The organism is Mesorhizobium sp. M0676 (assembly GCF_040320535.1).
Lineage (GTDB): Bacteria > Pseudomonadota > Alphaproteobacteria > Rhizobiales > Rhizobiaceae > Mesorhizobium.
In genome coordinates this window covers 71,984-82,993 of record NZ_JAMYPU010000027.1, presented here as the reverse complement: position 1 = coordinate 82,993, position 11,010 = coordinate 71,984, and the positions used below count along the sequence as shown (strand labels likewise).

Here is an 11,010-nt window from a genome sequence, read left to right as displayed (position 1 = left end):
CAGAGGGCGTCGATGCATGGCGGCGCCTGAACGTCCGCTTCTCACATTCCAAGCCTCCAAGCCGCAAGTCCGCTTCCGGCCCCAAAAGGCGACATCAGAATATCTGCTCAACAATCACCCTTCTGCGCGACGCGGTCATGAAGAAGAACCTCGTCGATCGCGCGTCTCCACTCCCCACACCCACTTGCCATACCCAAATTCTCATCCTAATCTCTCTCTGAGAAAACCTTTTCCCAAACCCCGCCGCAACCGCCGATGTCCACCTCGACAGGTAACGAGCCGTAAGAGAAAACCTTTTCCCCAATCCGAGACTTATTCCCGACCAATGGCCTCCGACACCTCGCCAACGCCCGCCAAACAACCCGTCACCCTGCGTGAAGTCGCGGCGATGGCTGGCGTCAGTGTGGCCACGGCCTCCAAGGCGCTGAACGGGCAGGGGCGGATGACCGCCGATACACGGCAGCGCATTCGCGAGACGGCGCAGCGGCTCGGCTTTCGCCCCAACAGCCTGGCGCAGAGCCTGCTTCGGCGGCGCTCCTTCACCGTCGGCCTGTTGACCAACGATACCTATGGCCGCTTTTCGCTGCCGGTCATGTCGGGCATTTCGGACGCGCTGGTCGATGCCGGCGTCTCGGTGTTCATGTGCAATGTCGAGGACGATCCGCGGCTGGCGCAGCTGCATGTGGAGGCGATGCTGGACAAGCGCATCGACGGCATCATCGCCAGCGGCAAGCGCATCGACCGCCATTTGCCGGTCGACCTCGCCAATCTCGGCGTGCCCGTGATCTACGCCTTCAGCCAGCCCGATCCCGATGCCATCGCCTTCGTCTCCGACGATGCCGGCGGGGCGCGGCTGGCGGTCGACCATCTTTGCCGGCTCGGGCGGCGGCGCATCGCCCATGTCAGCGGTCCTGCCAGCTTTGCCGTGGTGAATGAGCGGGCACAGGCTTTTCGCGATGTGCTGGCCGCGCACGGCCTGCCGGTGACCGAGCCCTTGCTCGGCTCGTGGTCGGAAGCCTGGGGGCATGAAGCCGTCGGAAAGCTGTTCGACGGCCCAACGCTCTTCAACAAGAAGGGAGAGAAACCCGACGCCGTGTTCTGCGGCAACGACCAGATCGCGCGCGGCGTCATCGATGCGCTGCGCGAGCGTGGCCTTGGCGTGCCTGGCGATGTCGGCGTCATCGGCTTCGACAATTGGGAGATCGTGGCCGAGGCGACCCGCCCGCCGCTGACCTCGGTCGACATGAACCTGGCGGCGCTCGGCCGCGAGGCCGGCCTCACACTGCTTTCGCTCGTCGGCGGCCAACCCGCCGCGCCGGGCATTCGAAAACTGCCGTGCCGGCTGGTGGTGCGTCAGTCCTGCGGCCACCCGCCGGGCGGCTAGGAGAACGCGCGGCGCAATCTGGGAGAGCGCCGCAACAGGGAGGAGGAGAAAAACCATGAGGAGGAAAACCATGAAGACCATGATTACCGGGTTCGCGCTCGCGGCGAGCATCATTGCCTTGCCTGCAATGGCTGCCGACACCGCCAACATCTGGGTTCGCGCCGACGGCTCGAACTTCATGCCGCGCATCGTCGACGCCTTCAACAAGGGCCATGAGAACCAGGTCAAGCTGGACATCATTCCCAATGCCGAGATCATCCCGAAATATGGCGCCGCCGCCGCCGGCGGCACGGCGCCCGACGCGCTGTCGCTCGACCTGATCTACACGCCATCCTTTGCCGCCGCCGGCCAGCTCGAAGACATCACCGACTGGGCGAAATCGCTGCCCTATTTCGCCAGCCTGTCGCCGGCGCACGTCAAGACCGGCACCTACAAGGACCACATTTACGGGCTGCCGTTCTCGGCCGACGCCTCGGTGCTGATCTGGAACAAGAAACTGTTCAAGCAGGCGGGGCTCGATCCCGACAAGGGGCCGGCCAACTGGGCCGAGATCGAGGCCGATGCCGAAAAGGTCAACGCGCTCGGCGGCGACATCAAGGGCTTTTATTTCTCCGGCAATTGCGGCGGCTGCAACATCTTCACCTTCACGCCGCTGGTGTGGGCCTCGGGCGGCGATATTCTCTCCGAGGACGGGTCGAAGGCGACGCTGGACAGCCCGCAGCTGCGCGGCGCCATCGACCTCTACCGCTCGATGGTCAAGAAGGATCTGGTGCCGGCCGGCGCGCAGACCGACACCGGCGCCAACTTCTTTGCCGCCTTCGCCACCGGCAATATCGGCATTTCGCCGTCCGGCGCCTTCGCCATCGGCGCGCTCAACACGCAGTATCCGGATATCGACTATGGCGTCACCTTCCTGCCGGGCAAGGACAGCGGCTGGTCTTCGTTTGCCGGCGGCGACAATTTCGTCGTCACCAAGGGCACCAAGAAGCTCGCCGTGGTGAAGGAGTTTCTCGACTTCGCCTATTCGCTCGAAGGCCAGACCATCCTGGCCAAATACGGCAGCCTGCCGGTGCGCGGCGACATCGCCAAGGAGGCGCTGAAGGATCTCGATCCGCGCTACCAGATCGCCGCCGAAGCCATGGCCAAGGGCCGCACGCCCTATTCCGTGGTGTTCAACGACCTGATCAACTCGGCCAACGGTCCGTGGACGCAGATGATCAACGAGGTCGTCTTCGGCGACGACGTCGATGGCGCCATCGCCAATGCACAAGAGACCATGCAGTCGATCATCGACCAGGCGCAGAAATAAGGACTGGCCGGCGGCGAGGGCGCATGACGCCCCTGCCGTCGCAGGTCCTGATCCGGCCGCCCGATCCGTCTCCCTGGACGGGCGGCCGGCGCTCCTTACCCTCCCCCTTGTGGGGAGGGTCGCTGCGAAGCAGCGGGGTGGGGGAGGTGTGTCCCACCGCCCTACGGATCCAACGGAAGAGCAGGCATGACCCCTGGCATTCGCAATCATGGCACCGACGCCCTACCTCTCCCTTGCGGGGAGGTCGGACCGCAGGTCCGGGTGGGAGGCCGGCGCCGCACCCCCACCCCGCTGCTGCGCAGCGACCCTCCCCACAAGGGGGAGGGTAAATGACCATCACCACCACCACCCCGCCACGCGCCAGAAAACTGGTCGGTGCCGGCCGCCGGCAGTGGATCGGCCTGCTCTATGTCGCGCCGGCCGTGGCGCTGGTCGTCGTCTTCTTCATCATTCCCCTCGGCATGACCGCCTGGATGTCGCTGCACAACTGGCCGCTGATGGGCGAGCATTTTTATATCGGCTTCGACAATTACCGGGCGATCCTGCGCGACAACCGTTTCTGGAACGCGCTGAGCTTCACCGCCTACTACACCGTGATCGTCACCATCGTGATCTTCGCCGTCGCCTTTCCGCTGGCGCTGTTCATCGAAAAGCCCAGGCGGCTGACCGGCTTTTACCGGACATCCTTCTTCATGCCGGCGGTCGTCGGTTTCGCCTCGGCCAGCCTGCTCTGGTCTTGGCTGCTCAATGTCGATTCCGGCCTGTTCAGCCCGGCCGCCTACGACCTCGGCCTGACCGGGAAAAAGTTCAACCTTCTGGCGACGTTCCAGCCGGCCTTCTGGTCGATCATCGCCATGGTCGTCTGGAAGGTGGCGGGCTTCACCATGATCATCCTGATGACCGGCCTGCAGTCGATCCCGACCGATCTGCAGGAAGCCGCGATGATCGACGGGGCAGGGCCGTTCGCACGCTTTCGCGCCATCACCCTGCCGCTGATGCGCCGCACGCTGGCGCTGGCGCTGATCCTGTCGATCGCCGGCTCGATCCTCGCCTTCGACCAGTTCTACATCATCCTGCGCGGCGGCCCGCGCAACCAGACGCTGACCGCCGTCTACTGGATTTTCAACCAGTCCTTCGTCTCGTTCAAGCTCGGCTATGGCGCGGCGCTGTCGATGATCCTGCTGGCCATACTGGTGGCGCTCAGCCTGGTTCAGCTGTGGCTGCTGCGCAAGCCGGAGGGCATCGACTGATGGCGCAGGCAAGAAGCCGCAGCAGCCGCCTCTGGCTCAGGATCGCCGAGCATTCGACCGGCATGATCGCCTCAGTGCTGTTCATCGCGCCGATCGTCTGGGCCGTGCTGTCGACCTTCAAGCCGGCGCAGGAGGCGCGCCAGCCGCCGCTGCCGCCATGGCCGACGACCGGCTTCTCGATCGAGAACTACCGCACGCTCGACACCTTTGGCGACGGCCTCTGGCTGCCGGCGCAAAACAGCCTCTATGTCGCCTCGATGACGGTGATCCTGTCGGTCGTCGTCAGCGTGCTGGCCGGCTACGGCTTTTCGCGCTTCCGGTTTCCCATGAAGGATGTGCTCTTCATTGTCATCCTGTCGACGATCATGATCCCGTTCCAGTCGATCCTGACGCCGATCTTCCTGGTGCTGACCAAGGTCGGCCTGCACAACACGCTGACCGGGCTGGTCCTGGTCTACGTCACGCTGCAGCTGCCGTTCTCGATCTTCATGATGCGCAACGCCTTCGACGCGGTACCGCGCGAGATCGAGGAGGCCGCGCGCATGGATGGCGCCAACAACGTCACCATGCTGCTGAAGGTGATGCTGCCTTTGGTCTGGCCGGGCATCGTCACCATCGCGTTGTTCGCCTTCCTCGGCGCCTGGAACGAATTCCTGGCCGCCCTCGTGCTGATGACCGACCAGTCCAAATTCACGCTGCCGATCATGATGACGGCGCTGCAGTCCGGCCGCTTCGGCGCCATCGACTGGGGCGCGGTGCAGGCGGGCGTCACCGTGATGATGGTGCCGTGCCTGGTGCTCTTCCTCTTGCTGCAGCGCTTCTACATCCGCGGCCTGATGGCCGGCGCGGTGAAATGACCCGCCGTGAATGACCACTATCCAACGGAGTGACACGATGACCGTTCAACCATCCGCCAACAAACTCGCCTTCCGCCCACTGCCGGTGCCGCAGGTCGATGTCCGCGGCTTCTGGGGCGACCGTGTCGATGCCGTGGCGTCGCGCACCGCCGACATCCTCTACGAGCGCTGCGTCGAGGCGCGCATGCTGGAGCAGATCGACCCGGACCGGCCCTCGCCGAGCGTCGTCATTCCGTTCCATTCGCCGTCGCCCGACGAGGCTGCCAGCCCCGGCTTCACCGGCTCGACGGTGACGACGCAGATGTTCTGGGACTCCGATTGGGGCAAGACCATCGAGACCGCGGCCTATTCGCTCTACCGGCGCAAGAACGCGGCACTCGAGAAGAAGATCGATGCCGTCATCGACCTCTACGGCAGACTGCAGCAGGAAGACGGTTATCTCTCCAGCTGGTACCAGCGTATCCAGCCCGGCAAGCGCTGGACCAATCTGCGCGATTGCCACGAGCTCTATTGCGCCGGCCATCTGATCGAAGGCGCGGTCGCCTACTACCAGGCCACCGGCAAGCGCAAGCTGCTGGATATCATGTGCCGCTATGTCGACCATATCGCCGACACCTTCGGTCCGGAGCCGGGCAAGAAGAAGGGCTATTGCGGCCATGAGGAGATCGAGCTGGCGCTGGTCAAGCTGGCGCGGGCGACCGGCGAGCAGAAATACATGGACCTGGCCAGGTATTTCATCGACCAGCGCGGGCAACAGCCGCATTATTTCGACGAGGAGGCGCGTGCGCGCGGCGCCGATCCGAAGGCCTATCATTTCAAGACTTATGAGTACAACCAGTCGCACAAGCCGGTGCGCGAGCAGGACAAGGTCGTCGGCCATGCGGTCAGGGCGATGTACCTCTATTCCGGCATGGCCGACATCGCCACCGAATATGGCGACGATACGCTCAGGGTGGCGCTCGACCGGCTCTGGAACGATCTCACCACCAAAAACCTCTATATCACCGGCGGCCTCGGGCCGTCGGCGCACAATGAGGGCTTTACCAGCGACTACGACCTGCCCAACGAAACCGCCTATGCCGAGACCTGTGCCTCGGTCGGCCTGGTGTTCTGGGCCAGCCGCATGCTCGGCATGGGCCCCAACGCCCGCTACGCCGACATGATGGAGCGGGCGCTCTACAACGGCTCGATCTCCGGCCTGTCGCTCGACGGCTCGCTGTTCTTCTACGAGAACCCGTTGGAGAGCCGGGGCAGGCACAATCGCTGGAAATGGCATCGCTGCCCCTGTTGCCCGCCGAATATCGGCCGCATGGTCGCCTCCATCGGCAGCTATTTCTACTCCCTGTCGGACGACGCGCTGGCCGTTCATCTCTACGGCGACAGCACCGCGCGCTTCGACATATCGAACCGGGCGGTCAGTCTGATTCAGACCAGCAATTATCCCTGGGATGGCGCGGTCTCGATCCGGATCGAAGCCGAAGCGCCGGTCGAGTTCACCTTGCACCTGCGCGTCCCCTCCTGGTGCGGCAAGGCGGCGCTCAAGGTCAACGGCGCCGCGGTCGATCTGGATGACATCACCAGCGACGGCTATGCCGCGATCCGGCGCGAGTGGCGCCAGGGCGACCGGGTCGAACTCGATCTCGAAATGTCGATCGCCCGTCTGTTCGCCAATCCGGAGGTGCGTCAGGACATCGGCCGCGTCGCACTTGCGCGCGGTCCGCTGATCTATTGCGTCGAGGAGACCGACAATGCCGGCCAGTTGCATCGGATCGCTCTGCCGCGAACGGCAAAAATCGAGGCGCATGCCGAGCCGAACCTGCTCGGCGGCATCGTCACGCTTTCGGCACTTGCCAGCAAGGAAGCGCAGGAAAACTGGGAACCCGGGCTCTATCGCACCGATCCGCCGGCGGTGAGCGAAACGAAAATCACCGCTGTCCCGTACTTTGCCTGGGACAACCGCGAACCTGGTGAGATGCTGGTCTGGCTGCGGGACGGATGAGTTACAGGCTGACGAACGCCGTCAGCGGCAAATGATCCGACGCAACCCGCGACAGCGGCGTGTCATGGGCTTCCACCGACGAGACCATGCCGTGCCGGTTGGCCATGATCCGGTCGAGCGCCAGTACCGGCAGGCCTGAGGGGAAAGTCGGCACCGCCGCCGGCGTGAAACCAAAGGTGGCGTGCAGCGTCTTGAGCGCCGAGCGGTTGCCCAGCCGCCATTCGTTGAGGTCGCCGAGCAGCAAGGTCGGCCTTTCATCCTGGTTGCTCATGATGTCGAGCACGACGCGGGCCTGCTCCGAACGCGAGCGGCGCAACAGGCCGAGATGCGCGGCGATGACGCGCAGAGTGCGCGTTTCGTCGAGGTCGATCTCGGCAACCAGCGCGCCGCGGGGCTCCAGTCCCGGAAGCTTGATCTGATGGACGTCGCGCACCGTGCCGCGCTTGAACAAAAGCACGTTGCCGCGCCAGCCATGGCCCTTGCCGCTTCCGGAAACCGGCACCGGCACAAGCCCTGTTTCGTGTTCGATCCGGGCAAGGTCGAGCAGCCCGGCGCGATCGCCGAAGCGGTTGTCGGCCTCCTGCAGCGCGATGACGTCGGGGCCGATCTCGCGGATCACGCGAGCGGTCCGTTCGGGGTCGAACCTGCGGTCGGTGCCGATGCATTTGTGGACGTTGTAGGAGGCGACCACCATCTGGGCGCCTTCAATGTGCTTGCGCGGCGTCGCGTTCGCCTTGCGCGCTTTCCTGCCCCGGATCGACAGGAGCACGGTTTCAGGAAGGCTGCGTCCGTTTATGTCCATAGGCCTGCTATTCGACGTCCTGATTCTTTGTTTTATGCATATCCTTCTCTCACAACCGGGACCACTCCGAGGCGGTATGCATTAGAGATAGGGCGATCCCAGCCATAACAACCGGTCAAAAACCCGGATGACAAATGGCCGCGCTCTTAGGGTTGCGAGTGTGACGGGTTTGGCGGAAGCGATTGCCGCTCCGATGCGCCCCTCGATCTCGGCGGCAAAGCCGGTATCCAGCACCTCCAGGTCGATTTCGAAATTCAGCCGCAGCGAGCGGGCGTCGAGGTTGGAGGAGCCGACATAGGCCCAGACGCCATCGACCGACAACAGCTTCGAATGGTCGAACGACCCCTCATGCCGCCAGACGCGGCAATAGTGCTTCAGCACCTGGTCGTATTGCGCCGTCATGGCGCGGCCGACCAGGAAGAGATTGTTGACCGCGGGCACGACGATGTCGATCTCGACGCCGCGCCGGGCCGCCGTGACCAGCGCGCTGACAAATTCCCGGTCCGGCAGGAAATAGGGCGACATGATGCGGATCGATTTGCGGGCGACGGAAAATGCCCCCGTCAGCAATTTGTGGTTGGTTTCGATGCTGGCGTCCGGCCCCGACGCCACCGCCCGCACCAGGATCGGCTGACCGGGAGGCGGCGAGGGCTTTTCTACGTGCCAAACCTCGTCCTTGAGGGCCTCGTTGCCGGCAAAACGCCAGTCTTCGGCGGCAACCGCGAACAGGTCGGCCACGACCGGCCCCGTCACCTGGAAATGCGTATCCGCCGAACTGGCGCTGCCGGCGAATTCGGCCGAAAATCCCTTGCGGATGTTCATGCCTCCCGTGAACGCCACCACACCGTCGACGATCAGGATTTTCCTGTGCGTCCTCAAATTCGCATAGGGAAGTCTCAGGCCCATGACGATGTTGCCGTTGAACAGATCGACGGTGACGCCGGCTTCTCGGAGTGTCCCAAGAATGCTGGGCACGGAATAGCGCACGCCCACCGCATCGATCAGCACGCGAACCGTCACACCGCGCCGGACCGCTCCGGCCAGCGATCCGACAAAACGTCGTCCGATCTCGTCATTGTCGAAGATGTAGGTCTCGAGCAGGATGCTGCGCCGTGCGCCGTCGATCGCCCCGCACATTGCCGCGTAGGCTTCGTCGCCGGTCCTCAGGATGGTGATTGCATTTCCCGAAAGCAGGCCGCGCCGCGCCACCCTGTCGCCTAGCGTCTTCAGGCCGGCAAAGCGCTGGCCGAATTCGGCTGAGATGAGTGCTTCGAGCGCAATGTCGTGGTCGTGTTTGGCTGTCTCGGCTTCACCGGCGACGGGCCGCATGGCGCTGATCGTGGCGCGGCGGATGCGGTTGATGCCGGCAATGGCATAGATGATCGCGCCAAGGAACGGCGACAAGATCATCACGCCGACCCAGCCGGTGGCGGCGCGCACGTCTTCCTTGGTCATGATGGCATGGACGATGCCAATGGCGGCCATCAGCATCGGAATGATGACGAGGATCAGAGGCCAGTAGGTCACAAAGGTCTGCCACATCGGCAGGACTATCGAGCCAGCGGCCGCAGAAGGCAATGCAACGGATCAACCAGGACGGAGGCGCTCGCGCCTCAGTCCTTCGCCCGCTCCACATAAGCGCCATCGGCCGTCATCACCACCACGCGGGTGCCCGGCGCGATGTGCGGCGGCACCAGCGTGCGCACGCCGTTCGAAAGCACGGCCGGCTTGTAGGACGAGGACGCCGTCTGGCCTTTGGTCGTCGGCTCCGTCTCGACCACTTCGAAAGTAGCGCGCTGCGGCAGCACCAGGGCTATGGCGATGCCGTTGAACTGCGAGATCTGCACCGCCATGCCTTCGAGCAGGTAGGGCGCCATGTCGCCGACCACGCTTTCCGGCACCGCGACCTGGTCGTAGCTTTCCGGGTTCATGAAGTGATACCCCTCGGCGTCGGCGTAGAGGAAGGTGTGCTCGCGCTCCTCGACATAGGCGCGCTCGACCTGCTCGGTGGTGCGGTAGCGCTCCGAAACCTTCACCCCGTCGGAGATGCGGCGCATGTCGAGCTGGGTGACCGGCGTACCCTTGCCAGGGTGGATGTTTTCGGCAAAGAGGATGACGTAAAGCTTGCCGTCCTTGTCGACGACATTGCCTTTACGGAGCGAACTGGCGATGACCTTCACCACGGTTTTCAATCCTAGACTTCGTTGGCCTGAAACGATCGTTCGGCGCAAATCGGCTGCGAGAGCCGTCGCCGTAGCGCATCTTGGCCCGAACCGCCAGCCCTGTCAGCAATTCCGTTGCCCGGCAAACCCATGACTGGCGCTTCGCCCTGGTGGACGCCGGATGTTCACGCCGACCGCCGGCCGCGGCTGATGGCCCGCAACGCCATAGCTGCCGCCATGCGCGGCTGGTTTGGCGAGCGCGACTTCATCGAGGTCGAGACGGCGGCGCTGCAGATATCACCGGGCAATGAGGCGCATCTCTCAGCCTTCGCCACCGAGGCTATCGGTGCCGACGGTGCGCGCCGGCCGCTTTATCTCCACACCTCGCCGGAGTTCGCCTGCAAGAAGCTGCTGGCCGCCGGTGAGCGGCGCATCTTCAGCCTGGGCGCCGTCTGGCGCAACCGCGAGCGCGGCCCCTTGCACCATCCCGAATTCACCATGCTGGAATGGTATCGGGTCGGCGAAACCTATGACAGCCTGATGGCCGATTGCGCCGAACTGCTGAAGCTGGCAGCCGAGCGGGCCGGCGCCAAAACCTTCCGCTTTCGCGGCCGCGAGGCCGATCCGTTCGCCGAACCGGAACGCGTGAGCGTGGCGGAAGCTTTTGCGCGTTACGCCGGCATCGATCTTCTTGCCACCGTTTCTGCCGATGGCGGCACAGACCGCGCCGCACTCCATGATGCTCTGGTCAAGGCCGGCCTGCGCACGGCCGACGATGACAACTGGGCCGATTTGTTCAGCCGGGTAATGGTCGAGAAGGTCGAACCGGTGCTGGGGCAGGGGCGGGCCACCATCTTGTACGGCTATCCGATCTCGGAAGCGGCGCTCGCCCGGCCGAGCGCGGAGGACCAGCGCGTGGCCGAGCGCTTCGAGCTCTATTGCTGCGGCGTCGAGCTCGCCAATGCTTTTGGCGAACTGACCGATCCGGCCGAGCAGCGCCGGCGCTTTGCCGCCGAGATGGACGAGAAGGAGCGCGTCTATGGCGAGCGCTATCCGCTGGATGAGGATTTTCTCGCCGCCCTCGCCATCATGCCGCAAGCCAGCGGCTCGGCGCTCGGCTTCGACCGGCTGGTGATGCTGGCAACGGGCGCGACGAGGATCGATGACGTGATCTGGACGCCGGTCGCCACTCCTTGACGGAAATCGGCCTTGGTTAAACTCACAAACCGGTCAAGCCGCGCGTCTGT

At 64.3% G+C, this 11,010-nt stretch carries 10 protein-coding genes; 7 read left to right on the top strand and 3 right to left on the bottom strand.

The features are described 5' to 3' along the window. From NKI35_RS25070 to NKI35_RS25045, 6 genes are all read left to right on the top strand, one after another. The coding region (locus NKI35_RS25070; protein ID WP_352741713.1) for a hypothetical protein at nt 1-221 on the top strand (221 nt) is incomplete at its 5' end. Between the two features lie 104 nt (nt 222-325). Next, a complete protein-coding gene (locus NKI35_RS25065; protein WP_352741712.1) occupies nt 326-1,384 on the top strand; it encodes a LacI family DNA-binding transcriptional regulator in 1,059 nt (352 codons plus the stop codon). A gap of 70 nt (nt 1,385-1,454) precedes the next feature. Further along, the gene (locus tag NKI35_RS25060; RefSeq protein ID WP_023712774.1) at nt 1,455-2,693 is read left to right on the top strand and encodes an ABC transporter substrate-binding protein; all 1,239 of its coding nucleotides are present in this window, start codon (nt 1,455-1,457) and stop codon (nt 2,691-2,693) included. Nucleotides 2,694-3,022: 329 nt separating this feature from the next. Next, entirely contained in the window at nt 3,023-3,943 is a 921-nt protein-coding gene (locus NKI35_RS25055) for a carbohydrate ABC transporter permease (RefSeq protein WP_023697670.1), read from the top strand. Continuing rightward, complete coding sequence (locus tag NKI35_RS25050; RefSeq protein ID WP_352545912.1) at nt 3,943-4,800, top strand: carbohydrate ABC transporter permease; 858 nt, start codon at nt 3,943-3,945, stop codon at nt 4,798-4,800. The genes NKI35_RS25055 and NKI35_RS25050 overlap by 1 nt, the downstream gene beginning before the upstream one ends. A 37-nt stretch (nt 4,801-4,837) precedes the next feature. Then, entirely contained in the window at nt 4,838-6,799 is a 1,962-nt protein-coding gene (locus NKI35_RS25045; RefSeq protein ID WP_352545913.1) for a glycoside hydrolase family 127 protein, read from the top strand. Nucleotide 6,800: 1 nt separating this feature from the next. On the opposite strand, the gene NKI35_RS25040 is transcribed toward NKI35_RS25045, so the two are convergent. The 3 genes from NKI35_RS25040 to efp form a co-directional block, all read right to left on the bottom strand. Beyond that, nucleotides 6,801-7,601 carry an endonuclease/exonuclease/phosphatase family protein gene (locus NKI35_RS25040; RefSeq protein ID WP_023671569.1) on the bottom strand — a complete coding sequence of 267 codons (801 nt, stop codon included), beginning with the start codon at nt 7,599-7,601 and terminating at the stop codon, nt 6,801-6,803. Nucleotides 7,602-7,682: 81 nt separating this feature from the next. Then, nucleotides 7,683-9,143, bottom strand: coding sequence for a phospholipase D-like domain-containing protein (locus tag NKI35_RS25035; protein ID WP_352741711.1), 1,461 nt, complete (start codon nt 9,141-9,143; stop codon nt 7,683-7,685). Between the two features lie 71 nt (nt 9,144-9,214). Beyond that, complete coding sequence (gene efp / locus NKI35_RS25030) at nt 9,215-9,784, bottom strand: elongation factor P (RefSeq protein ID WP_023682947.1); 570 nt, start codon at nt 9,782-9,784, stop codon at nt 9,215-9,217. A 129-nt stretch (nt 9,785-9,913) separates the two neighbouring features. Between efp and epmA the strand changes: the two genes are divergently transcribed. Then, nucleotides 9,914-10,960 carry an EF-P lysine aminoacylase EpmA gene (gene epmA, locus NKI35_RS25025; protein WP_023697667.1) on the top strand — a complete coding sequence of 349 codons (1,047 nt, stop codon included), beginning with the start codon at nt 9,914-9,916 and terminating at the stop codon, nt 10,958-10,960. Nucleotides 10,961-11,010 lie beyond the last annotated feature (50 nt).

Bases quoted from the DNA above. Each gene is read 5' to 3' on its own strand.
- NKI35_RS25035 (WP_352741711.1), bottom strand. From the start codon at position 9,143: ATGTGGCAGACCTTTGTGACCTACTGGCCTCTGATCCTCGTCATCATT.
- NKI35_RS25055 (WP_023697670.1), top strand. From the start codon at position 3,023: ATGACCATCACCACCACCACCCCGCCACGCGCCAGAAAACTGGTCGGT.
- NKI35_RS25065 (WP_352741712.1), top strand. From the start codon at position 326: ATGGCCTCCGACACCTCGCCAACGCCCGCCAAACAACCCGTCACCCTG.
- NKI35_RS25060 (WP_023712774.1), top strand. From the start codon at position 1,455: ATGAAGACCATGATTACCGGGTTCGCGCTCGCGGCGAGCATCATTGCC.
- epmA (WP_023697667.1), top strand. From the start codon at position 9,914: ATGACTGGCGCTTCGCCCTGGTGGACGCCGGATGTTCACGCCGACCGC.
- NKI35_RS25040 (WP_023671569.1), bottom strand. From the start codon at position 7,601: ATGGACATAAACGGACGCAGCCTTCCTGAAACCGTGCTCCTGTCGATC.
- NKI35_RS25050 (WP_352545912.1), top strand. From the start codon at position 3,943: ATGGCGCAGGCAAGAAGCCGCAGCAGCCGCCTCTGGCTCAGGATCGCC.
- NKI35_RS25045 (WP_352545913.1), top strand. From the start codon at position 4,838: ATGACCGTTCAACCATCCGCCAACAAACTCGCCTTCCGCCCACTGCCG.